This is a genomic window from Listeria aquatica, from assembly GCF_014223975.1.
GTDB classification, from domain to species: Bacteria; Bacillota; Bacilli; order Lactobacillales; family Listeriaceae; genus Listeria; species Listeria aquatica.
The window spans coordinates 1-24,122 of sequence record NZ_JAARRM010000003.1; the positions used below are offsets into that span (position 1 = coordinate 1).

Annotated in this window: 26 protein-coding genes; 16 read left to right on the forward strand and 10 right to left on the reverse strand. The window is 39.1% G+C overall.

Translation table 11 applies throughout. The features are described from left to right. Nucleotides 1-166 precede the first annotated feature (166 nt). The 6 genes from HB912_RS08645 to yugI all read right to left on the reverse strand — a co-directional run bounded on the left by HB912_RS08645 (nt 167) and on the right by yugI (nt 5,060). Nucleotides 167-925, reverse strand: a complete 759-nt coding sequence (locus HB912_RS08645; protein ID WP_036072951.1) for a DeoR/GlpR family DNA-binding transcription regulator — start codon at nt 923-925, stop codon at nt 167-169. Between the two features lie 65 nt (nt 926-990). Further along, complete coding sequence (locus HB912_RS08650) at nt 991-2,343, reverse strand: glucose-6-phosphate isomerase (protein ID WP_185373837.1); 1,353 nt, start codon at nt 2,341-2,343, stop codon at nt 991-993. A gap of 72 nt (nt 2,344-2,415) precedes the next feature. Then, nucleotides 2,416-2,841 carry an NUDIX hydrolase gene (locus HB912_RS08655; protein ID WP_036072953.1) on the reverse strand — a complete coding sequence of 142 codons (426 nt, stop codon included), beginning with the start codon at nt 2,839-2,841 and terminating at the stop codon, nt 2,416-2,418. Between the two features lie 767 nt (nt 2,842-3,608). Further along, a complete protein-coding gene (locus tag HB912_RS08660; RefSeq protein WP_185373839.1) occupies nt 3,609-3,908 on the reverse strand; it encodes a bacteriocin immunity family protein in 300 nt (99 codons plus the stop codon). Nucleotides 3,909-4,015: 107 nt separating this feature from the next. Beyond that, nucleotides 4,016-4,258 carry a cysteine peptidase family C39 domain-containing protein gene (locus tag HB912_RS13395; RefSeq protein WP_185373841.1) on the reverse strand — a complete coding sequence of 81 codons (243 nt, stop codon included), beginning with the start codon at nt 4,256-4,258 and terminating at the stop codon, nt 4,016-4,018. A gap of 451 nt (nt 4,259-4,709) precedes the next feature. Then, nucleotides 4,710-5,060 carry a S1 domain-containing post-transcriptional regulator GSP13 gene (gene yugI / locus HB912_RS08675; protein ID WP_185373843.1) on the reverse strand — a complete coding sequence of 117 codons (351 nt, stop codon included), beginning with the start codon at nt 5,058-5,060 and terminating at the stop codon, nt 4,710-4,712. A gap of 164 nt (nt 5,061-5,224) precedes the next feature. Here yugI and HB912_RS08680 point away from each other — a divergent pair, with 164 nt between their 5' ends. The 3 genes from HB912_RS08680 (at nt 5,225) to HB912_RS08690 (ending at nt 8,347) form a co-directional block, all read left to right on the forward strand. Further along, nucleotides 5,225-6,394: a MalY/PatB family protein gene (locus HB912_RS08680; protein ID WP_185373845.1), complete on the forward strand. Its 1,170-nt coding sequence runs from the start codon at nt 5,225-5,227 to the stop codon at nt 6,392-6,394. Nucleotides 6,395-6,563: 169 nt separating this feature from the next. Beyond that, nucleotides 6,564-7,667: an ABC transporter permease gene (locus HB912_RS08685; protein WP_185373847.1), complete on the forward strand. Its 1,104-nt coding sequence runs from the start codon at nt 6,564-6,566 to the stop codon at nt 7,665-7,667. Continuing rightward, nucleotides 7,667-8,347 (forward strand): ABC transporter ATP-binding protein, encoded by a 681-nt coding sequence (locus HB912_RS08690; protein ID WP_185373849.1) that lies wholly within the window; start codon nt 7,667-7,669, stop codon nt 8,345-8,347. Before HB912_RS08685 ends, HB912_RS08690 begins: the two co-directional genes overlap by 1 nt. 110 nt (nt 8,348-8,457) lie before the next feature. Here HB912_RS08690 and HB912_RS08695 read toward each other — a convergent pair whose 3' ends face one another. Beyond that, complete coding sequence (locus tag HB912_RS08695) at nt 8,458-8,769, reverse strand: PTS sugar transporter subunit IIB (protein WP_036072966.1); 312 nt, start codon at nt 8,767-8,769, stop codon at nt 8,458-8,460. Between the two features lie 215 nt (nt 8,770-8,984). Here HB912_RS08695 and HB912_RS08700 point away from each other — a divergent pair, with 215 nt between their 5' ends. Next, nucleotides 8,985-10,340, forward strand: coding sequence for an aspartate kinase (locus HB912_RS08700; protein ID WP_185373851.1), 1,356 nt, complete (start codon nt 8,985-8,987; stop codon nt 10,338-10,340). 40 nt (nt 10,341-10,380) lie between these two features. On the opposite strand, the gene HB912_RS08705 is transcribed toward HB912_RS08700, so the two are convergent. Next, complete coding sequence (locus tag HB912_RS08705; RefSeq protein ID WP_036072971.1) at nt 10,381-10,968, reverse strand: peptidylprolyl isomerase; 588 nt, start codon at nt 10,966-10,968, stop codon at nt 10,381-10,383. A 227-nt stretch (nt 10,969-11,195) separates the two neighbouring features. Here HB912_RS08705 and HB912_RS08710 point away from each other — a divergent pair, with 227 nt between their 5' ends. From HB912_RS08710 to mnhG, 8 genes are all read left to right on the forward strand, one after another. Next, entirely contained in the window at nt 11,196-12,404 is a 1,209-nt protein-coding gene (locus HB912_RS08710; RefSeq protein ID WP_185373853.1) for a lmo2377 family MFS transporter, read from the forward strand. A 168-nt stretch (nt 12,405-12,572) separates the two neighbouring features. Further along, nucleotides 12,573-14,987 carry a Na+/H+ antiporter subunit A gene (locus HB912_RS08715; RefSeq protein WP_185373854.1) on the forward strand — a complete coding sequence of 805 codons (2,415 nt, stop codon included), beginning with the start codon at nt 12,573-12,575 and terminating at the stop codon, nt 14,985-14,987. After that, nucleotides 14,974-15,396 (forward strand): Na(+)/H(+) antiporter subunit B, encoded by a 423-nt coding sequence (locus HB912_RS08720; RefSeq protein WP_036072978.1) that lies wholly within the window; start codon nt 14,974-14,976, stop codon nt 15,394-15,396. The genes HB912_RS08715 and HB912_RS08720 overlap by 14 nt, the downstream gene beginning before the upstream one ends. Nucleotide 15,397: 1 nt before the next feature. Continuing rightward, complete coding sequence (locus HB912_RS08725; RefSeq protein ID WP_036072981.1) at nt 15,398-15,745, forward strand: Na(+)/H(+) antiporter subunit C; 348 nt, start codon at nt 15,398-15,400, stop codon at nt 15,743-15,745. Then, nucleotides 15,738-17,222: a Na+/H+ antiporter subunit D gene (locus tag HB912_RS08730; RefSeq protein WP_185374144.1), complete on the forward strand. Its 1,485-nt coding sequence runs from the start codon at nt 15,738-15,740 to the stop codon at nt 17,220-17,222. Before HB912_RS08725 ends, HB912_RS08730 begins: the two co-directional genes overlap by 8 nt. A 4-nt stretch (nt 17,223-17,226) precedes the next feature. Continuing rightward, complete coding sequence (locus HB912_RS08735) at nt 17,227-17,706, forward strand: Na+/H+ antiporter subunit E (protein ID WP_185373856.1); 480 nt, start codon at nt 17,227-17,229, stop codon at nt 17,704-17,706. Then, on the forward strand, nt 17,703-17,990 hold the full coding sequence (locus tag HB912_RS08740) for a Na(+)/H(+) antiporter subunit F1 (RefSeq protein ID WP_036072987.1): 288 nt from the start codon (nt 17,703-17,705) through the stop codon (nt 17,988-17,990). The genes HB912_RS08735 and HB912_RS08740 overlap by 4 nt, the downstream gene beginning before the upstream one ends. Continuing rightward, the gene (gene mnhG, locus HB912_RS08745; protein ID WP_036072989.1) at nt 17,974-18,555 is read left to right on the forward strand and encodes a monovalent cation/H(+) antiporter subunit G; all 582 of its coding nucleotides are present in this window, start codon (nt 17,974-17,976) and stop codon (nt 18,553-18,555) included. Before HB912_RS08740 ends, mnhG begins: the two co-directional genes overlap by 17 nt. A 40-nt stretch (nt 18,556-18,595) precedes the next feature. Here mnhG and menI read toward each other — a convergent pair whose 3' ends face one another. After that, nucleotides 18,596-18,970 carry a 1,4-dihydroxy-2-naphthoyl-CoA hydrolase MenI gene (menI, locus tag HB912_RS08750; protein ID WP_185373858.1) on the reverse strand — a complete coding sequence of 125 codons (375 nt, stop codon included), beginning with the start codon at nt 18,968-18,970 and terminating at the stop codon, nt 18,596-18,598. Between the two features lie 104 nt (nt 18,971-19,074). On the opposite strand from menI, the gene HB912_RS08755 reads away from it, so the two are divergent. The 3 genes from HB912_RS08755 (at nt 19,075) to HB912_RS08765 (ending at nt 21,097) form a co-directional block, all read left to right on the forward strand. Then, a complete protein-coding gene (locus tag HB912_RS08755) occupies nt 19,075-19,554 on the forward strand; it encodes a divergent PAP2 family protein (protein ID WP_425324771.1) in 480 nt (159 codons plus the stop codon). A gap of 81 nt (nt 19,555-19,635) precedes the next feature. Next, the gene (locus tag HB912_RS08760) at nt 19,636-20,076 is read left to right on the forward strand and encodes a hypothetical protein (RefSeq protein WP_185373862.1); all 441 of its coding nucleotides are present in this window, start codon (nt 19,636-19,638) and stop codon (nt 20,074-20,076) included. A 160-nt stretch (nt 20,077-20,236) separates the two neighbouring features. Next, entirely contained in the window at nt 20,237-21,097 is an 861-nt protein-coding gene (locus tag HB912_RS08765; RefSeq protein WP_185373864.1) for a PhzF family phenazine biosynthesis protein, read from the forward strand. A gap of 111 nt (nt 21,098-21,208) precedes the next feature. On the opposite strand, the gene HB912_RS08770 is transcribed toward HB912_RS08765, so the two are convergent. Further along, a complete protein-coding gene (locus HB912_RS08770) occupies nt 21,209-22,420 on the reverse strand; it encodes an NAD(P)/FAD-dependent oxidoreductase (RefSeq protein WP_185373866.1) in 1,212 nt (403 codons plus the stop codon). Between the two features lie 438 nt (nt 22,421-22,858). On the opposite strand from HB912_RS08770, the gene HB912_RS08775 reads away from it, so the two are divergent. Next, nucleotides 22,859-23,854: an NAD(P)/FAD-dependent oxidoreductase gene (locus HB912_RS08775; protein ID WP_036072997.1), complete on the forward strand. Its 996-nt coding sequence runs from the start codon at nt 22,859-22,861 to the stop codon at nt 23,852-23,854. The last annotated feature ends 268 nt before the right edge of the window (nt 23,855-24,122 follow it).

The window sequence follows — 24,122 nt, forward strand, 5'->3', positions numbered from 1 at the left end:
TGAGTTGACGTTGCGCGTTTAGCGCATCAGCAACGTTTATTAATATACCAATTTTTAAGCCTCTCGTCAATAGATTTTATAATTTTTTTTGAATAAAAATCTTCTTCATTCATATACGACTCTACAAACCCTCATTTTTCAACCTTTAAGCAGACTTAAGCACGTATTATGTTAAATAGATGTAAACACCCTTTTCTTCAAATTGCTTCAGTAAAACTTGATCAAGCTCCTTTCCAGTTACAATACAGGAAATTTCATCCAAATCGGCATATTTAAAGAGAGAAATTCTTCCAAACTTTGTATGATCTGTAATCAAGATGACTTCATCAGCTGAATGCAAGATTCCTTTTTTCACAGAAACCAAATATTCATCATAATGCATCAATCCCTTGTCTACATCTAATGCTGGCGTCGTAACAAACGCTTTATGCACATGAATATTTTGAATCGTTTCATCCGCAATCATACCGTTTAGAATATAAGTTTCTGGATAGATAACTCCACCAGTTACGATGATTTTCGATTTTGAAAAACGTAAAATTGAAGCAGCACGAATGTCATTTGTGATAATCGTCAGCCCTTGTCGTTCTTTCAATGCTTCCGCAATATACCCTGTTGTCGTTCCTGCATCTAGTAAAATCGTATCTCCATCTTCTACCATTTCAGCCGCATAGGTAGCAATGCGGCGCTTTTCTTCATAACGAACTTCACTGCGCTTACTCCAGTCTGGCTCAGAAACCACTTTTTCTTCAAGCATAACTCCGCCGTGTGTGCGTTTTAACTTTTTGTCTTTTTCTAAAGCCGTTAAGTCACGTCGAATCGTCGCCTCATGTACATCAAAATGCTTAGCAAGCTCAGAAACAGTAGCCACTTTCCTTGATTTCACATAGCGCACAATCGCTCTTTTTCGCTCTATTGATAGCATAAAGTTCCCATCTCCTTTCAAAGAAAAAAGCCCTCAAAAAATTGAAGGCTTTGTATCTCTTGTTTTTAGTCGTTCAACCGTTTTTCAAGCTCAGCTTTTTTATCTTCAAACCCTGGTTTTCCAAGAAGTGCAAACATGTTAGCTTTATACGCTTCAACACCTGGTTGATCAAATGGATTTACACCGTTCAGATAGCCACTGATACCAACAGCCTTTTCAAAGAAGTATACTAAATAGCCGAATGTATAAGGATCAAGTGACGGGACTTCTACGACAAAGTTTGGAACTTCTCCATCTGTATGCGCAAGAAGTGTTCCCTCAAATGCTTTTGTGTTTACAAAGTCAACGGTTTCGCCTGCTAAATAGTTAAGGCCATCTAGGTCGACTTCTTCTTTATTAATAGTCAAGTCATGCCGCGGGTTTTTCACCTTCACAACGGTTTCGAATAAGTTACGACGTCCATCTTGGATATATTGTCCAAGTGAATGCAAATCTGTCGAAAAACTTGCACTTGATGGGTAAATGCCTTTTTTGTCTTTCCCTTCACTTTCTCCGAATAGTTGTTTCCACCATTCGTTGAAATATTGAAGACCTGGCTCATAACTGATCAAAAGTTCCGTTACTTTTCCTTTGCGGTAAAGTACGTTACGAGCTGCTGCATATTGGTAAGCAATATTTTCTTTTAAAGAAGGTTTTGCAAAGTCTTTGCTTGCAGCTTCTGCGCCGTCCATCATTTTTTTAATGTCTACACCACTCGCAGCGATCGGAAGTAAGCCAACAGCTGTAAGCACAGAAAAACGTCCACCAACATCATCAGGCACAACAAAGGTTTCATAGCCTTCACTGTCTGCAAGGGTTTTTAGCGCGCCTTTCGCTTTATCAGTCGTTGCATAAATACGAGATTTCGCGCCTTCTTTCCCATATTTTTTCTCAAGCATTTCTTTAAACACTCGGAAAGCAATCGCCGGTTCTGTTGTTGTTCCTGATTTCGAAATAACGTTCACAGAGAAATCACGGTCACCAACTACTTCAATTAAATCATGAAGATACGAAGAACTAATGCTATTCCCCGCAAAAAACACTTGTGGCGTTTTGCGATCTTTTTTATCCAATACATTGTAGAAAGAATGGTTTAGCGTTTCGATAGCTGCGCGAGCTCCAAGATAAGAACCGCCGATTCCAATAACGATTAACACCTCAGAATCACTTTGAATTTTCTTGCTTGCTTTCAAAATACGATCAAATTCTTCTTTGTCATAGTCGCTCGGCAAGTTCACCCAACCTAAATAGTCGCTTCCCGCACCAGTTCCATTATGTAGCATATCATGCGCGACTTTAACAGCAGGTTCTAGATAGTCTAGCTCGTGCTCGTCAAAAAAACGCAACGCTTTGGAATAATCAAAATTAATATGAGTCATTTTATTCCCTCCAAAAATTAAAAAAGATTCTGCATTAACTTTATATCATATACCCAACTTTCGCAAGGATAGTCACTGATTTGCTGGAAACTCGTTACAATGATCATAATGTGCTCCTGTGGCATCTAGTAAAAAGCTAAGCGAGGAATATTCGAGAGGCAGCATATCATCTGCTAGAGCAACAGATAGCCATTTTACACGAAAAGCAATTTCTTCCGTCTTTGGAACTACAAAATCACCTTTTGGAAAAGCACGAAAAACAAATGTGCAAACATGCTCCCACGCTGTTCTTCTTTCCCAGCAGTGCAACAAATTGGCCACAGAAATATCAATATTGGTTTCTTGTTTTATCGCACGTATCAATGCTTCTTCCATTGTTTCATCGGGTTCTACTTCACCACTTGGAAGTCCCCAAGATAAATCTCGTTTTCGTACTGCAAGAATTTCATCCCTTTTTCTATTATAAATAAAACCCTCCACTTTTATTGTCTTTTTCATGGCGCACTCCCTTTCCACTCAAATTCATTCATTTTCTTCTTAATAGCCTAACTAGAATAAATAGTCTAAAAATTTACTTTAAAAAAATCTTTTAATCTTAGACTCAAAGTATTAATTAAAAATAGAATTGTCAGACATCTTAAGTGAAGCACGGATTCTCGCTTCGTCTCATACAATGACCTAATTTAATATTCATTTAAACGATTAAGTGCTATTATAAGAAACCTTGCAAGAAAATTGTTTTATACTTTTAAAAAATACTATTTACCTGCGATAGACTCTTTCGTCTAACCGGTTCATTAAAGTATTGTTTTTATCATACCGCTGTCTGTTCATTTACGCAACTACTACTCCTTATCTATTTGTTCCCTCCCCAAAAAAAGAAGATATAGTTTAAAAGTGATTACTTTTAATTGCAAAAGCTTACCTATAGTTTCTCAATAGACACTATTCTCTTCCTATGAAATAATATTACTTCCCAATTCCAAACCACATGGCGTTATGAATAAGAATGCCATAAATACACCTTCAAAAGAAGAATTTTAATGTAAAATAAAAAGAACAGCATCGCTAAGAAGCTATCTTGTAAATAGTTTCGTTTAACGGTTTCTGTCCTCTTTTTTCGGAATTGACCACACTTTCTTACGTTTTTACAAAAGGCACTATGTTACCTTATATGAATACGGACAAAGAAACAATTGAAATAGGTATAGGTATTATTTATTAAAAACCCAGCGATTCTCTTTCACGCTTTATAAAGATGCCTTTTAATAGTAACTGTATCTGATATTTGATAGAGACCTCAACTTCTTAAGTTTATTCGATTGAGTTTGTGTTAAAGAAATTTCACCTTTTCTAATCACACCAGAAATATCTATATTCATTCGACTCAAAATCAAAAGCACAGCAGACTCTTTTCTTTCTAACTCGCTTTTGTAATGATCTAATACCTTTAATAAAGATGCATTTTTTGGATTGTTGCTTAATTCACTCAACAGCTCAACAATAAAAACTATCGCTTGATCACTTCGCTCATCTCCGCCTGAATACCATTTTAATTTCCTCATGGTACTCCACTCCTTAAATTATTTTATTGTAGCCATTACTTTATTCTCAAATCAATAATTCAGCTATATACTATTCTTCCATTGTCCAGATTAAAGATGGTATCACATTACGGTATTATCAGCTTATATGCCTCACGGTTTATACCTAGTTTTCCGAAACCGCTGACCATTCCTAAAGCACCAGTTTCTTCTTGATCAGTATCTGTTATATCCCTCAAAGTTTCTATCGAAACCCTTGATTTATAATTATTTAATATCATCTGCATACATGCGATTCCGCAATCCACTTCATTACATTGTGTTATTAATTTTTGTCTCAAAAGATCACCTATAAAAAAATACCCCTCCATAAATACTATGATCGGGCATTCGTATTAATTTTTATTTGTTCCAACCAGCAGCTCCACCAGTCGCCAAATTGGCCGCAGAATTATTACCAATAATCCCAATGGTTTTTCCCCAATCTACTGAACACTTCTTTTTACTACAGGATACCCGTTACCGAAGTATTTCCCGCCAATCGCTTTTGCCATCTCTGTAGGATCTAACCTTGTCATGTTTTTTATAAAACATAACTCCAGTCATGTAGTAGTATGTGAAATAGTTTTTATTTTGGTTTAATTCACACAATTACAATATCACTCTATCAACTGAAATGCAATTTTTGCAACATACATCATAATTGATAAAAATCTAATTATAAAAAAATAAACTCCCCCATGATTAATAGGGAAGCGTTTTTCAGGAAATCAAAGCCTCAATTCAACTGAACTTGGTGGAAAAATCCTGTTTATCACTTGTTTAGCGATCTGCTTTTTTGATCCACTCTTCTAGCTTATCACGAAGCGTGTTAAAGCCCTCGTCTGCATTTTGTGATTCTTTTTTAGATGTCGTTTTTTGTGCTGGTTTTGTTTTTTCAAGGGCACGCATTGATAAACTAATTTTGTTTCGCTCTGAATCAATTTCGAGTATTTTGACTTGCACTTCTTGACCAATTTCAAGAAAATCATGAATGTCTTTAACAAAGCCATGCGTAATTTCGGAAATATGAACAAGACCTTGTGTTTTGTCATCGAGCGCAACAAAGGCTCCATAACCTTGGATGCCAACAACTTTGCCAGTCACAACATCTCCAGCTTGAAAATTACTCATCTGAACAACACCTACTTTCTCATTTAATGGATAAAAATTATTATAACACTCGTTCGCCTTTCCTGCCATCTTCTTCTCTTTTTTCGATTCATTCTTTTCTTGCAAAAAACGCGGGTATGTTACAATGAGGAAGGAGAATTTCGATAAATAAGGGAGGATTTAACATGAGTCAATTTGACGAGGTTATATCGCGTCTTGGCACAAATTCTGCAAAATGGGATGGCGCAAAGGAATTGTTTGGTCGTGAGGGAGTAATCCCAATGTGGGTTGCTGATATGGATTTTAGAGCTCCAATGCCAGTTTTAGATTCTTTTAGAAGTCGAATTGATCACGGGGTGTTCGGTTATACAAATTCTGTAGAACCAATGCTTGATGCACTCATTGATTGGAATAAAAAGCGGCACGGGTTTAAAATTGACCGTTCGGATGTGCTTTTTAATGAGGCTGTCGTTCCTTCCATATCGCTCGCAATTCGCTCACTTACTGAAAAGGGAGATAAAGTTTTAATGCACTCGCCGATTTATCCGCCATTTTTCCGAGTAGCTGGCGAAGAGCTTGAGCGCGAGGTTATCACAACTCCATTAGAATTTCGTAATCACCGTTTTGAAATTGATTTTTCAGATATGGAAGCTAAATTAAAAAATCAAGATATCAAACTTTTTCTACTATGTAATCCACAAAACCCAGGTGGGCGAGTCTGGCATCCTGATGAGCTAAAAAAAATGGTAGAGCTTTGCAAGCGTCATGGGGTCCTGATTGTTTCGGATGAAATCCACTCCGACCTTGTGATGGAGCCTTTCATACATACACCACTCATGAAAGCTTGTCCCGAATATCAAGAACAAATCATCACGCTTATGGCACCAACAAAAACCTTTAATCTCGCAGGTTTAAAAGTCTCTTATTTGATTGTTCCAAATAAAAAATATCGCGAGAAAATCGAAGCTTGGCAGAAATACGTTCATGCTGCAGGAATCAACGAGTTTGGTCAAATTGCACTTTGTGCGGCTTATCGCGAAGGTGAGGCTTGGCTTGATGAATTGCGAGCTTACGTACTTGAAAATTACCACTACGTCAAAGATCAATTTGAGCGCTATGCGCCAGAAGTGGAAGTTGCTAATTTAGAAGCTACCTATTTAATGTGGCTGGATGTCCGAAAAGTCGCTAAGTCTGACGAGAAGATTTATCAAGATATCATTGACGCTGGTTGCGGTATTCAAATGGGATCTGATTTTGGTGAAAATGGAAAAGGATTTATCCGCTTAAACATTGCCTGTCCAAGAGCTACTTTAGAAAACGGAATCACGTGCTTGATTAAAGGGATCCAAAAATAAAATATTTAATCACGCGGTTTCCCGATAAACAAAACGGGAAACCGTTTTATGTTATCAAGCGATTGCACTACTTTTTCTAAGCATTCCTTGTTATACTTTAAAGTGAACATTTTTTACAAAAACTGGAAGCTAGGCTGCCGATTTTCAATTTAAAGGAGTGAATTTTTTTATGCGTTTAGGACTTCTCGAGATGCGATACTCGAAACTCCGCTACATACTTGTAACCGGAATCATGGTTTTAATTATGCTTTTATCGCTTATCTTATCAGGACTTGCAAACGGACTCGCTTATGACAACGCTTCGTCTGTATCAGATAACAATGTCCCTTACTATGCCATCGCAAAAGATGCACAAGGGAAAGTTTCTCGTTCTTTATTTGAAGAAAGCAAACTTTCAAAAGTGAAGGAACAAAAAAACGTGGCTGATGCTGCCGTACTTGGACAATCCATGCAAACTTTAAAGCGGGAAAAAGATGATAAAAAATTCAGCATTGCTTTTTTCGCCATTCAACCAGGGAGTTTTCTCGACCCTAAAATTTCATCAGGAAAAGGACTTGAAGTCAGCAAACCAGATGAAATCGTCGTCGATACTTCGTTAAAAAAAGAAGGCATTAAACTTGGCGACGTGCTCATGGATGACATCTTAAACCGAGAACTTACGATTGTTGGTTTTACGGAAAATCAAAAATATAGTCATGCGCCAGTCGTTTACATCAACATGCCCACTTGGCAAGCTATTAATCCTATTTTATATCACCAAAAAACGCCGGAAGTAAGTGCCATCTTGATTAAGCCTGAAAATAGCGACAAAAAAGTTTCGCTTACCGGGTTGTCACTTGAAGTGCTTGATCAAAAGGCTTTCCTAGATCAAATCCCCGGATACTCTGCTGAACAAATGACGCTTAACATGATGATTTACTTCTTGATTGTCATCGGCGGCTTTATTCTTACAGCATTTTTCTATGTTATGACGCTACAGAAAACAACGCAGTTTGGAATCCTCAAGGCACTTGGAACGAAAGCTAGTTATATCGCGATGAGCATTGTTGCTCAAGTGGTCGTTATTTCACTAATCAGCATCATTATTAGCGTGGGTATCACATTGCTATTACCAAACGTTCTTCCAGATGCAATGCCATTCGAGCTTTCTCTTAGCACCATCGTCACTTACAGCTTGATTTTCTTTATTGTCGCTTTGATTGGATCACTACTTTCGATGTGGCGCATCAATAAAGTAGATCCACTAGATGCTATTCGCGGAGGTGATGAGTAATGTCGACTATTTTAAAATTTGAAGCTGTTGCTAAAAATTATAAGTCTGGGCCAGATACTGTGCACGCTTTGCATGCAACTGATTTCGAGGCAAATCAAGGAGAATTAATTGCGATAGTCGGCCCCAGCGGTTCTGGCAAAAGTACTTTTCTTTCGCTTGCCGGGGCGCTTCTTTCACCGAGTTCTGGAAAAATTTTCTTGAACGGAAAAGATATTTCAGGCCTTTCAAAAAAAGAACAAACGGCACTTCGCCTGCGAGAAATCGGATTTATTTTTCAAGCCGCTCATCTCGTCCCTTATCTAAAAGTGAAGGACCAAGTTAGCTTTTCTGCTGAACGGGCTGGAACTTCTAAAGAGAAGGCGGGCAAGAAAGCGTTGGAATTACTTCGCGAACTTGGTCTTGATTCACGTTCCAAGTTTTACCCGAAAGATTTATCAGGCGGTGAAAAACAGCGAGTGGCTATCGCACGTGCGCTCATTAACTCGCCTGCTATCATCCTTGCTGATGAACCCACTGCAAGCTTAGACAGCGAACGCAGCCGAGAAGTTGTAGAATTGCTACGAAAAGAAGTAGAAGGAACGGAACGCGCTGCCATCATGGTTACTCATGACGAGCGAATGCTTGATTTGTGCGATCATGTTTACCGAATTGAGGACGGTCAATTACGAAAGGATCGTTAACTCTGTCAAAAAATGAAGCCACTGCCTTTTAGGAGTGGCTTTTTTGAATAAAAAAAACTAGCAAATTGAGCATTTGCTAGTTTTATTATTATTGCTTAGAAATCTATTTCTTATTGATGTTCATCCATCAATTTTACAGCTTGACTATAAACCGCATCGCCATTCATTGTACCATAATCTTGCATGTTGATAACATCAACCGGAATACGGCCATCAACAGCTTTTTTCACGTTGCCTTCTTCATAGCGAATTTGTGGGCCAATAAGAACAATATCTGCATCTTTAATTTTTTCATTGAGCTCGGAAATGGAATAAGCATCGATATCCGCTTCATCACCTTTTTTCTCTGCTGCTTCTCTCATTTTTGTGACCAGTAAACTTGTAGACATACCAGCTGAACAGAATAAAACGATCTTTTTCATTTTTATCTTCCTTTCAAATTGAAACGCTTAATGATTACCTTTTCATTATACATTATTCTAGCATCATTTCTCAAGCAAAAGAACTTAAAAGTATATACTTTTTCAAAAAGATTTCATTATTTTCCAAGAAGTTGATTTATTCAAACAAAAGAAATTGCACTTTTGTGAAAAAAGGGACATAATAAAAAAGAACTATTGCGAACAGGAGTGAAGACATGAAAGTAGTAAAATTTGGTGGGAGTTCGCTAGCTTCAGCCGCTAATTTTGAACAAATTTTCCAAATCATCACTGCAGATTCTAGCCGAAAAATTGTGGTTGTTTCAGCGCCAGGCAAACGTTTTAAAGAAGACGTCAAAGTGACGGATTTACTGATTGATCTTGCTACAAAAGCATTACTGAAAGAAGAGACCACGGAATTATTTGAGCAAATCGTTGCCCGCTATCAGGAAATCGCTTCAAATACTGGAACCGAGCTCGCGGTTATCAAGTCGATTCGTTCCAATCTTCAGGCGCTTCTCGCAAGTGACAAATCGAATCCTGATCGGTTCATGGACCGAATGAAAGCAAGTGGTGAAGACAACAACGCCAAATTAGTTGCTGCTTTTTTTAATGCGCGAGGTATACCAGCACGCTATCACAACCCGAAGGAAGCTGGGCTATTTGTAACGGCGGAACATTCGAATGCTCAGGTTTTGCAAGAATCTTACGAGAACCTTTATAACTTACGTGAAACAAAAGAACTCGTTATTTTTCCTGGTTTTTTTGGCTATACAAAATCTGGAGAAATCAGCACATTTTCTCGCAGTGGGTCAGATATTACAGGCGCGATTCTTGCAAACGGGGTGAAAGCTTCTCTTTATGAAAATTTCACTGATGTTGATGCCGTGTTCACCGTAAATCCTGCGTTTGTTCATAGCCCTCAAGAAATTCACGAATTAACTTACAGGGAAATGCGCGAGCTATCTTATGCGGGTTTTTCCATTTTCCATGAAGAGGCGCTCCTTCCAGCCTTCGAAGCGGGCATTCCTGTTCATATCAAAAATACGAACAACCCTACTTGTTGTGGTACGAAAATTGTCAAAGCTCATGAACAGGTTGCGCGTCCAGTCGTCGGAATTGCAAGCGATAACGGCTTTAGCCAAATTTATATTAACAAATACTTAATGAACCGAGAAATCGGATTTGGGCGCCGCGTGTTATCTATTTTGGAAAAATATCAACTTACTTTCGAGCACATGCCTTCAGGTATTGATGATCTCACGGTTATTTTGCGTGATAACCAACTAAATTCAGAGCTTGAGCAAACTTTAATCAAGAATCTCACAGAAGAGCTTCAGGCTGATTATGTTAATATTGAGCGTGATATCACGCTTCTTATGATCGTTGGCGAATCAATGCGGCACAACATCGGAACGACTTATCGCGCTAGTCGGGCGCTCGCTAACGCGGGGGTCAATATCGAAATGATTAACCAAGGTTCTTCTGAGGTGAGTATTATGTTCGGCATCAAAAAAGAATTTGAAAAAACAGCAATCCGTGCACTTTACGAAGAATTTTTCAAGTCTCATTAAAGAAAAAAAGGCACACCGACTGCGGTGCGCCTTTTCACTATTATTCTTGAATGTTGATTTTTTCAATCACAACATCATGTACAGGTTTATCTTGAGCTGCCGTTTGAACGGAAGCGATGTTATCTACAACATCCATGCCTTCAATCACATGTCCAAACACCGTGTGACGACCGTCAAGCCAAGGAGTTCCCCCATCTTTATAGGCTTCAATGATTTCAGTTGGGAATCCAGCTTCTTCCATTTGACCAATCATTTCTTCAGGCATATCCGGCTTTTGAACAATGAAAAATTGGCTTCCGTTTGTATTAGGACCAGCATTCGCCATTGATAAAGCGCCACGTAAGTTAAAAGCATGACGTGAAAATTCATCTTCAAACGGTTCGCCCCAGATGCTTTCGCCGCCTGTTCCGTTTCCATTTGGGTCTCCGCCTTGAATCATAAATTCAGGGATAACACGGTGGAAAATCAAACCGTCATAATAGCCATTTTTAGCATGAGTTACAAAGTTTTCAACCGTTTTTGGTGCGACTTCTGGGAAAAGTTTGGCTTTCAACGTTCCGCGATTTGTTACAATTTCCGCGAGGATTTCATTCTCTGCGATTTCTTTCGATAATTGAGGGTATGTCATAATTATGCTCCTTTGTCTATTTTTAATTTCCAAACCAGATGATAAGCAAGTTGATAAATACAGCAACCATGTATAAAACAAGCAACGTTGCCACAATCCAAATGATAATTTTTTTAACCATGAGTGCTCCTTTTTCCGCAGTCCATGCTGCTCTGATTTTTCAATTCCTACTTAATTCTAATATGAATCGGCTAGTTTTTAAACTAAAAAGAATGGAGTGAACAATTTTGTCGACTGAAAAACGTAATTTATATATTTTAATGCTCGCAAACTTATTGATGTCGGCGAGCACCACGATGATCATGCCATTTCTATCCCTTTACATTGAAACCTTTGGTAAACACTCACCCGCTTACATACAAAAATGGGCGGGGCTGATCTTCGGAGTAACCTTTCTTATCGCCTTTATTTTCTCACCGATTTGGGGAAGAATTGGTGATAAATACGGGTACAAGAAAATTTTGGTTTTTACTTCATTTGGAATGTCCGTTAGCATCTTCCTGATGGGATTTGCCCAATCTGTTGGCTACTTATTGATTCTCAGGATCTTCATGGGGGTTGTAACTGGATTTATCGGTATCTCGAATGCCTTTATCGCCCGGCAAACGTCAAAGCAAGAAGCTGGGAAAATCCTCGGAACGCTCCAACTGGGCGGTGTCACTGGGATGCTATTTGGGCCACTTTTTGGCGGTGCTATGGCTGATGCTTTTGGTTTTACAAATACATTCACCATAACGGGTATCGCTATTCTACTTTCTTCCATCATTGTGACCTTGGGCTTAAAAGAGAATCGAGATGCACAAACTGGGATAAACACCATGATTTATTCTCGGCGAGCTGTTTTAAAACGAATGTTTAACATGCGGGTTTTACTTACAGTGATGATTATTACTGCGCTCATTCAAATTGCTAATTTTAGTGTTCAACCGCTTCTCGCCCTTTATGTTGGAAAAATGACGCATTCAAGCAATATTGCTTTCATGTCTGGACTTGCCTTTTCAGCCACTGGATTCGGGAACCTTGTGATGACAAGAAAATGGGGTAAACTTGGTGATCAGTATGGCTATGAGAAAATTTTAAATATCTTATTGATTCTTGCAGCATTATTTGTCATTCCCCAAGCCTTCACAACAGAACTTTGGCTCTTCATTTTATTCCGTTTCCTATTTGGAATTGCACTTGGTGGCATGGTTCCTTGCATCACTGCTTATATTCGTCTCGCAGCACCAGGTGCCATGCAGGGCGAAATGTTAGGTTACAATCAAAGTGCCCGGTTCCTTGGCAATGTGATCGGCCCTATCCTCGGCGGAAGCCTTTCTGGCTTCATCGGCATCAATAATGTATTTCTCTTTATGAGTGCCATGTTTTTTGTCGCTTTTTTCATTTTGCTTTACGCGCTACACTCCGACCGAAAGCGCCATCTCAATGTGGACTAAGTCACAGTACTTGCAGAGAATTCCTTTAAGATATTGAGTTCTCTGCATTTTTTCTTGCAAAAAAATATGCTATACTAATACTAGTATTTTTTTTAACACGGAAAATGTAAGTACTTGCTTTAAAAAATAACGATTTTCGTTAATTGATATAAAAAGGAGGAACTGCTATTGTCTTTACTTCACGTTGCAATTCTTTTGCCCTTTGTTGCGGCACTCCTTATTCCGCTTTTCTACCGGTGGACTAAGAAACTACATACGGGATGGCTTGCGCTTCCGATTCCCGTGGCTCTCTTTATTTATTTTCTAACTTTCATTCCAAAAACGGCTCAGACAGCAACAACAGCGACACTTGAATGGATTCCACGCTACGGTATCAATTTCACAGTCGTGCTTGACGGGCTAAGCCTCTTATTTGCACTCCTCATCACTGGGATTGGTTCACTCGTTGTCTTTTACTCCATTTTTTATTTAGGAAAAAACAAAGAGCGATTAAATAATTTTTATGCCTTTTTACTCATCTTTATGACTGCCATGCTCGGCGTTGTTTTGAGCGATAATTTAATTGTCCTTTATTTATTCTGGGAGTTAACATCGATCAGTTCATTCCTATTGATTGGCTACTGGTACCACCGCGAACGCTCTCGTTATGGGGCAAGAAAATCAATGATGATTACAGTTTTCGGTGGCCTGATGATGCTTGGTGGCTTCTTGATGCTCCACATCATGACTGATAGCTTTTCAATTCGTGAGATTCTAAGCAGTGCTTCGTCAATTTCTGAAAATGTCTTCTTCATCCCTGCGATGATTTTGATCCTTCTAGGTGCGTTCACAAAATCCGCTCAGGTTCCCTTTCACATTTGGTTGCCTGATGCAATGGAAGCTCCTACGCCTGTCAGTGCCTATCTTCATTCCGCTACCATGGTTAAAGCTGGTCTTTATATTGTCGCTCGGTTTACGCCACTTTTTGCCGTTTCAGGAGTTTGGTTCAGCGTAATTTCCATCGTCGGGATCACAACGATGCTATGGGGCTCCATTAATGCAACGAAGAAAACCGATTTGAAAGCTATTTTGGCTTATTCTACGATCAGTCAACTTGGAATGATTATGACACTTCTTGGAATTGGATCAGCGAGTCTTCATTTCGATTCAATGAACGATAATATTTATGTTGCAGCAATTGTTGCCGCTATGTTCCACTTGTTCAATCATGCCACCTTTAAAGGGAGTCTCTTCATGGTTGCGGGGATTGTCGATCACGAAACGGGAACTCGAGATATCCGCAGACTTGGTGGCTTGATGCGAATCATGCCGATTACAGCAACGATTGCTTTTATCGGAACGTTCGCTATGGCCGGAATCCCGCCTTTTAACGGATTTTTAAGTAAAGAAATGTTTTTTGAAAGTTTAACTGAAATTATCCATCTTAATCTTTTCAACTTAGAAAGTTGGGGCATCATTTTACCAGTTGTTGCTTGGATTGCAAGCGTGTTTACGTTTGTTTATAGCATGATGATTTTCTTCCGCACTTTCACGGGCAAAACAAAGCCGTATTTGCTGCCTAAGAAACCACATGAAGCGCCACTTGGTTTGTTAGTCCCACCGAGTATTCTTGCACTATTTGTTGTTGGGGTTGGACTTTTCCCTAATTTAATCGCTGCACCGCTCTTAGAGCCCGCGGTTAAAGCTATCTTACCAACGCTTTCTCACGCAAGTAGCTTCCACATCCATATTAGTTTCTGGCATGGCTTCACGCCAGCGCTACTCATGACTATTGGTGTTATCGTGTTTGGGATTCTTTTGTACAAGACACAGCGCAGTTGGAAACCGTTTATCTCAAGCAAAGTTCCAAAGGCGCTTCGCATTGGGAAAGCCTATGATAATGGCATGTTTTATCTGGAACAAGGCTCTTATCGCTTAACGATGTATGTGATGACAGGCTGGCTTAGAACCTATCTAAACTACATGCTATTTGCCTTCATTGTGCTTGTACTAGGAACACTTTTCATCACTGATTCGCTAAACTTTGACTTTGCCAACTTAACTCAAATTACACTGGTTGACGGTGTTCTTGCAGCTGTTATTTTTGTTACCTTGATTGGGATTGTGTTTTCAAGGTCGCGAATAACGTCGATTATTCTACTTGGGGCAATGGGATACACGATTAGTATCTTCTTTGTCATCGCAAGTGCGCCAGACTTAGCGCTTACGCAACTTGTGATCGAGACTATTTCGGTTGTTCTGTATCTGCTCGTGTTTTATCACTTGCCACAGTTCAGTAATATCGAGGAAAAACCAAAGCTGTTTTCTACAAAAACATTGCTCAGCATTGGCGTTGGGGTCACTGTAACACTTATCGCTTTGTCGGCTTATGACACTACTTTTTATGACTCGATTTCGAAGTATTATATTGATAATGTTTACAAAGAAGCCGCTGGGAAAAATATCGTAAATGTCATTCTAGTCGACTTCCGTGGTTTTGATACCCTCTTTGAAACAGCAGTACTCGCTATTGCCTCGATTGGTATCTTCGGTATGATCAAACTAAGATTAACGAAAAGGAGGAAGAAAAATGAAAACGAATGACGTTCTGCTCAGAAATGTCACGAAAGTAGCAGCCTTCATTATCTTTTTATTTTCACTGCATTTGTTTTTCGCTGGGCACTATAATCCTGGCGGCGGTTTCGTAGCCGGGCTTACAAGTGCAGGGGCGATTACGCTCACCCTCCTTGCGTATGATATTAAAACGGTGAAGAGCATGCTCAATATCAACACACTTATTATTACTGGAGTTGGTTTGCTATTTGCTGTAGGGACGGGCTTTATCGGTATTTTTCTTGGCAAGCCGTTTCTAATGCATGTTTATACGTATGTACATTTACCTGTGCTTGGAAAGGTTTCTTTGCATACAGCTACTTTGTTTGACTTAGGCGTTTATCTTGTCGTCGTTGGCGTAACGCTTACAATCATTCAGTCGATTGGGGAGAGTGATTAATATGGAATTACTAATGTCTATCCTGATCGGATTCATGTTCGCAGCGGCGGTTTACTTGATTTTATCGAAAAGCTTACTACGAATCATTATTGGAACTGCTATTCTCAGTCACGGCGTCAATTTATTTGTTTTGACGATGGGTGGGATCAAACGTGGAAATGTCCCGATTCTTGGGATCAAAGCCACTTCACTTTATAATGATCCTTTGCCGCAGGCGCTTATCTTAACAGCTATCGTCATCAGTTTCGGCGTCACCGCCTTCTTTTTAGTCCTTGCATATCGAGCTTATCAGGAGCTTGACAGTGAGAGCATATCCAAAACGAGAGGACATGAAGCCGATGATGAATAATATTGTTTTAGTACCTATTTTAATTCCATTTTTGTTTGCAATTTTCTTGATGCTTTTACCGAAGAAAATTATTTTGCAACGAATTGTCGCCCTTACTGGTAGTCTTATCCTGATTGTTGCTGCCGGGTTCTTAGTTTTCCATGTGCGTACAAATGGAATTACAACGGTTAACGTTAGTAATTGGAAGGCTCCATTTGGAATTACCATCGTAGGTGACATGTTCGCGAGTTTGCTTGTCTTAACGACGAGCATCATTCTTGCTTGCGTCATTGTTTATTCGTTTTACTCAATCGGTAAAGCACGTGAGAAATTTCTTTATTACCCGGCCGTTTTGTTTATGATCGTCGGGGTAAATGGCTCCTTCCTCACAGGTGATATTTTCAACTTATTTGTATTCTTCGAAGTGATGCTAATGGCTTCTTACGTCCTGCTTGTTATCGGCGGAACAAAAATCCAGCTTAAAGCAACGATCAAATATTTATTGATTAACGTTGTTGGGTCGGGCTTTTTCGTTGTCGCAATCGGCATGCTTTACTCGATGATTGGTACACTCAACATGGCGGACATTTCACAAAAAATTGACGCTCTCCACGGTCAGAATACCGGGATGTTAAGTGTTGTTGCTGTGCTTTTCCTATTCGTTTTTGGACTAAAGGCTGGACTATTTCCACTTTATTTCTGGTTACCTGGTTCTTATTTTGCACCGCCAATTCCAGTTCTCGCTCTATTTGGAGGTTTGTTAACAAAAGTTGGAGTTTATGCCATTGTTCGGACATTTAGCTTGTTTTTCACCAAAGAAACTACTTTCGTGATGCCACTACTTGGTATACTGGCCCTGATTACGATTGTGCTTGGGGTGATTGGTGCTATTAGCTATTATGATTTAAAAACGATTGTTATTTACAATATCTTGATTGCCATTGGTGTGATTCTATTCAGCATCTCGATCATGTCTCGTGAATCCGTGATGGGCGCCGTCTATTATTTGATACACGATATGCTGATTAAGGCTGTTTTATTCCTAATCGTTGGCATCATTATGGCAATTACCGGCACGTCATCCGTTAAGAAATTTAGTGGACTAATGACCGAGAAACCCGGGCTTGGATGGGCATTCTTTATTGCCATCATAGCACTTACTGGGATTCCTCCACTAAGCGGCTTCTTTGGGAAACTGTTGATTGTAGAAAGTGCTTTTAGTGCACATGAAATCGTAGGGGGCATCTTGATCTTACTTTCAAGCCTGTTCGTGTTGATGTCGCTCATCAAAGTCTTCACCCGCGGGTTCTGGGGAGAAAAATCGGGGACATTTACGCTTACGATCCCTTACCGAAAAATGATGCTTCCGGTCATTATTCTACTTTCGCTTTCGGTGCTTTACGGTTTATTCTCTAACGCGGTATTCCCGTTCATTGAAGATGCTGTTAATCCGATTGTTGATCCAAAAGTCTATATCGATGCCGTGATAAAGGAGTGATGAAATGGCATTTCAGTTAATTATCAATGTAATTCTAGCTTGCCTCTGGATGTTTCTTGAATCGTCGTTTACATTCGGAACCTTTGTGATCGGCTTTTTCATCGGAATTGTATTATTATTCTTCATGCGGCGCTTTCTTGGATCTACATTTTATATCTTTCGACTTCTAGCGCTCGTGAAATTGCTTTATAATTTTTTCCACGATTTGGTGCTTTCAACGATTCATGTCAGCCGGATTGTGCTTAAAAAGGATATGAATATTCGGCCAGGAATCTTCCGATATGATACGCTTCTTGAGACGGACTGGGAAGTTACGATGCTGGCACTTATGATCACACTTACGCCTGGTACGCTTTCGATTGATATTTCAGATGACTATAAAACGATTTATGTCCACTCTCTTCACGTACCGAATATTGAAGAAGAAATTGCTACCATTCGAAAATCGTATGAAGGTGCAATCATGGAGGTGTTCCACGGATGATTATCAAAATTGCCTTATCAATTGGTCTTTTGCTTTATTCGATCTCCACTTTTCTCTACTTGTATCGAATTTTAAAAGGGCCAACAACTTCCGATAAAGTTATCGCTCTTGATTCCATTGGGATGAACTTAGTGGCCATCGTAGCGCTACTTTCGATGTTTTACAGGACCAATGCCTATCTCGATGTCATTCTTTTGATCGCGCTACTCGCTTTCATTGGAACAGTTTCATTCTCCAAGTTCATTGAGAAAGGAAAGGTGATCGATCGTGAACGTGATAATTGAGATCATTGTAGCTATCATGATCCTACTCGGTGGACTCCTAAGCATTCTAGCAGCAATTGGCGTTATTCGCTTACCTGACGTTTACACACGAACACATGCAGCTGGTATTAGCAACACGTTTGGCGTCAGCCTGATTTTATTTGCGACGGTCGGATTTTTCCTTCATTCAGGCGAAGGTTTCCATCCGCGTGTTCTGCTTGCTATTCTCTTTATCTATCTCACTACACCCGTTGCTTCACACTTAATCAATCGTGCCGCGTATGACACTGGGGTCCCGCTTGCCATTCGAATTCGTGACCAGTTACGTTCTGTTAAGAAAGACGATATCAAAAAACGTCGTAACTTGATTATTCGCCAAGAGCAAATCGAGAAAGCTCGCCAAGAAAAAGAAGAGCTTGAAGACCGGCTCGACTGGGAACTTCGCGAGGAACAAATTGATCAGCGCGAGCGAGATGAAGATCAAGAGCGTGAACAAGATGAAACCGCAATTAACGAGGAGTCGGATGACTCAGAAAACCAAATCATTGAAGAAGATGACGAGAAAAGTAAGAAAGATGATGAATAAAAAAGCTGGATGCGGCTCCCCCGCTCCAGCTTTTATTTTATCATTTTGTGCGTTTTGTGCGAACAGCGATCGTGCAGCGACTAATGCAGATAAGTTCTTCTGCATCATTTGTAATCCAAACTTGCCAGACTTGTGTAGAACGTCCAATATGTATCGGCGTCGCTTCCACATGAACGAATCCTTGTTCCACACTTTTTATATGATTCGCATTAATTTCTTGTCCGAAAATCAACTGGTTTTTTGCAACATTTTCTCCCGCTCCGAGACTGGCTGCATGTTCTGCAAGCGCAACAGAAACACCACCATGTAAGTAGCCAAAAGGTTGTTTGACCTGATCTGTTATTTCAAGCGCCAGTTCCACTCGTTCTTTTGAAACAGTTACTTGTTTAATTCCAATATGTTCTCCAAAATCCATGTTTTCACCTCTTTGTTTCTATTATATCCGAAAACTCGGTTTTTTGCGGGCTTTTATGTGGTAATATAAGAAGAGAATATATGTAGTAGACTGGGGCGATTTTGATGGTGTTTGAAAATGTGCCACTCGTGGCGTCGATCGTAGCAATTTTATTTGCGCAATTTGTGAAAGTACCAATTCGGCTAATGATTTCACGTAAAGTAGAATGGGGCTTGATGTTCTCAACCGGTGGAATGCCAAGTTCTCACTCAGCAGCAGTAACAGCTCTTATGACAACCCTTGCGATCGAACACGGATTTGATTCTCCGTACTTTGCCATCGCGGTCGTGTTTGGCATTATAGTAATGTTTGATGCGACTGGTGTAAGACGACAAGCCGGCGAGCAAGCGGCTGTCCTCAATAAACTTGTTTCTGACTTCCAAGAATTTGTGGAACATGCAAAGGGCCTCACTGCTCCTGAACAAGCAGAAAAACAAAAACATTTGAAAGAACTTCTCGGCCATAAACCGATGGAAGTGTTTTTTGGTGCTATTACAGGGATTGGCATCGGGCTCTTAGTAGCTTGGTTAATGGGTAGCTTTTAATTTATTATTCACCAAACTGTCACACACTTTGTTTTCCGAACATGCTACAATAGTTTTATAAACGAAAAGGAAGTGAATCTTGTGACATTCGTTATTCGTTTTTTAGAAGAACATTCAGACGAACTCATTAATTACTGGTTTAGCACTTATTATGTTAAATCAAAAGAATATCAGGAGCGAAAGTACATTCCCGGCTATTTGAATGCGCAATACTCTGAAGCTAAGCGTTTATTCGTTCAATCTCTAAAAAAATGTTCTACTGAAGATATCACCGCCTCCGTTCGGAATATCGGTGAAGACAGACGCGACATGAATATTGATTTCGAAGATATGCTAGTAAGTCACTTTGATTTTTATACAGCTCTGATGGAATTCATTACGATTCATCACGACAAGAAAAACTTGAATTGTTCTGTAAAAGAAATTTTTACAACCCTCCTCGAACTGCGGAGAATCGAAACTTCATCTGCGCTCGAGCTCTACAAGGGATATACGCTTGAACCAAGTTCTACACGTTTTTAATGCTTATTTTTATTGAAACACTTTCCTTTATTGGAAAGTGTTTTTGTTTCTAGATAGAGTTTAGTAGCTAAAATCGACTTGACCCGTTTTCCAACGGTATTCATACACCGTACTTTCTATGTATGCTACAATTGACATATGCGAGGAAGGGAGATAGCCTATGAAAATACCAGTTTATGTTGCCAGTGCATTTAGCAAAGATAAAAAAGGGGGAAATAAAGCGGGTGTTGTGTTTATTGAGGATTCATATGCACTATCTATCCCTCAAAAAATGGCAATAGCCAAACAGCTAGGTTATGCAGAAACTGCTTTTATATCAGAATCTAAAATAGCTGACTATAAATTGGAGTTTTTCACCCCAAAAGAAGAAGTTGATCTTTGCGGTCACGCCACAATCGGCTCTTTCGCAATACTCCTTCATTTCAATAAGCTTTCGAGAACTCATTATACAATGGAAACAAATAGCGGTGTTCTTACTATCACGATAAAAGAGGATATTTTATTTATGGAGCAAAATAAGCCAGCTTTCTATGAAACTATATCCAAAAATAGTTTCAGCGAGTGTATGGATATTGAATCTATCGATGATAAATACCCTATTCAAATTGTTTCTACTGGATTAAAAGACATTTTAATTCCTATAAAAAACGTTGCACAGATAGAAGCATTACAACCTAATTTTGAAAAAATAAAAGAAATTAGTCAGCATTATGACGTTGTCGGTATGCATTTATATACACTCGGTGACAACCGAATTACAACTAGAAATTTCGCCCCGCTATATGACATCAATGAAGAAGCAGCCACTGGGACTTCAAATGGTGCATTAGCCTGTTATCTTTACAAGCACCGCTACTTGCAACAAGAATCTTATGTATTTGAACAAGGATATGCGTTAAATTCGCCTTCTGAGATACTAGTTAAATTGTCCATTACAGCTGAAAAGGAAATAGAAAAAGTGTATGTCGGCGGAAGAGGTTACTATTGCGAAACGAAATATTTAAATATAGACTCCATTTGAATGACCATAAGAAATATTCTGAGAAAAAACTTTCATTTTTTATTTCCACATCTTATTCAAAACTAGACAAAAAAACACCTTGTTCGATTGAACAAGGTGTTTTTTAAGTGTTTATTTATAGAATTTGAATTTCCCTTTACTCATCATCGTACCCATGCCACCGATCAATAGTAGCGCGCGGTCATCAATGACTTTCTTCATGAAAGAAGCTGGATAGCCTTTAATATTTTTACCAAAGACTACACCAATTGCATCATTATCACCTAACGAGCAAACTGTTCCTTTTTCATGATATTCGAAGTCAACAAGATCGCTTTCACCTTTGATAAGTTTAGCCAAATTAATTGCAGCAACATCTGCTTGTTGCATCGCAATTTGTGCTGTTGTCGGATACGGACGATCATTTGCCGGATTAATAATTAGTGAACAGTCACCAATGATTAAAATTTCTTCATTTCCAGGAACCGTCAAATTGTGGTTTACTTTAACACGTCCACGACCTGCTTCAAAACCAGAAGCATCAATTACACTGCTACCGCGAACACCTGCAGCCCAAATAATAGTTCCTGCTTTGATTTCTTTTTCTTCAGTTTCACTTTCTGCGTAACGAACACCATCTGGAGTGGCTTCCTTAACAGGTTTACCTACAAGGAATTCCACGCCGCGATCTTCAAGTACGCCAACACCATAATCTACAAGAGATTGGTCAAATTGTGGTAATACTTTTGGTGCAGCTTCTAAACAAATAATCCGAACTTTTTCACGCGGAACATCGTATTTTTTAACGAGTTCAGGAATCCGATTGGTTAATTCACCTAGGAACTCAATACCAGTAAACCCAGCGCCACCAACAATGATTGTAAGCAGTTCATCTTTTTGTTCTGTTTTCCATTTTGAAAATTGTTCTTCGATATGCGCACGAATTTCTTTAACAGATGGAATGCTTGTAATCGTAAGTGCATATTCTTTTAAACCTTTAATACCGAAAGTCTCAGCTTCCGAACCAAGTCCCACTAAAAGATAATCATAAGAAATATCTCCTTGGTTTTTCAATGTTACGGTTTTTTCATCTTTATTAATCTTAACTACTTCATCTTGAATGAAAGTTGTTTTATTGGAATCTACAACTTTTGAAATTGGATAAACCAATTTTTCTGGTTCTAGTGTTCCTGCTGCTGCTTCGTGTAGCCAAGTTGTTTCTTGGTGATAGTCATTTTTGTTCACAAGAACGATTTCAGCTTCAGCATTTGCCTGCTGTAGTTTTCTAAGCGTCTTTAGTCCACCGTAACCTGCGCCTAAAATGACAACTTTTGGTTTACTCATCTGTAATCACATCTACTTTCCCTTTATATTTTTTTCACAAACTACTATGCAAATGATTCCTTTTGGACAGTAAGCGTAGAGTCCTGCGCTGATACATCTACCCTGCGTGAAAAATACCACTTATAATTATAATGATAGACGTTTTTTAGATAGATTTCAAGCCATAAAACACTATATTCCAAAGGAATTTTAATGGTCTGGTTTTTTTGTGAGTAGAAAAGCCGCTAACTAATCATTTCGACTATTTTGTTACATTTTTAACAAACAGTTAATCAATCCAAAAACTCTTTCTTTGTTATGTTATAAAAAGATTGTGAAAATAATAACTTATTTTCTTTCTAATTTTAAGATAAACTATCATCTTTTCAAAAGAGTTTGTGCTAGAATAGATGTATTATGTTGGTGCATAATATCCTTTGCAATTGGAGGGGAACATAGTTGGATAAAAATACTAAAATTTACGATATCACGATCGTCGGAGGCGGTCCAGTTGGACTTTTTGCGGCGTTTTATGGTGGCATGAGAAACGTCAGCGTTAAAATCATTGAAAGTTTACCACAGCTTGGGGGACAGCTCTCCACACTCTACCCCGAAAAGTATATTTATGATATTCCTGGCTTCCCAAAAGTTCGAGCGCAGGAACTGGTGAATAATTTAATTGAACAAATGAATCCATTTTCACCAGAAATCTGTCTTGGAGAAACCGTTACTTCGATTGAAAAAGAGGCAGATGGGACTTTTGAGATTTCAACGGATCGAGATACTCATTACAGTAAAACGATTATCATTACCGCCGGAAACGGTGCCTTCGAACCACGTAAACTGCAACTAGATGACGCTGTACAATATGAAGAGCAAAACTTGCATTACTTTATCAATGATTTAAATCGCTTTAAGGGACGTAATGTTGCCGTATGTGGTGGTGGCGACTCCGCTGTTGATTGGGCTTTAATGCTCGAACCGATTGCAAACTCAGTTGCGATTGTTCATAGACGAGCGGCTTTTCGCGCTCATGAACATAGCGTTGAACGCTTGCAAAACTCAAGTGTTGAAATTTTGACTCCTTTCATTCCCACCGCGTTAGTTGGAAATGACGCAGGTATTGAAAAGGTCATCTTAAATGAAGTAAAAGGCGAGCAAGAAAAAGAACTGGCTATTGATGATTTTATTGTCAATTATGGTTTTGTTTCCTCTCTTGGTCCAATTAAAAACTGGAACCTTGAAATAGAACGAAATTCGATTGTCGTCAATTCAAAAATGGAAAGTTCGATACCCGGTATTTACTGTGCAGGTGACATTTGTACGTATGACGGGAAAGTCAAACTTATTGCAACTGGTTTTGGTGAAGCTCCAACCGCTGTAAACAACGCAGTCGCTTTCATTGATCCTGGTACAAGAGCACAGCCGATGCATTCTACATCCCTATTTTCTTAACACAACTTAAAAAGGACTTGGCAAGTGCCAAGTCCTTTTTTTCCGTTAAAGACTCTATCATGGTTTGGTTTTACTTTTCATCTATTCTCTGGCTTTATTAAGCGTCTCTCTTTATCACTGTAAATCTGTTGTTGAATGCGGTGCATCCGGGCTCTAAGTTCTTGCAATTCCCGTTCAAGTGAAGCATTCTCTTCTTTTTGCTTCTTGTTTTGAAGTAACCCTTGCTTGATCCTCCTTAGCATCTCTTCATCACCTCATCTATTTATCC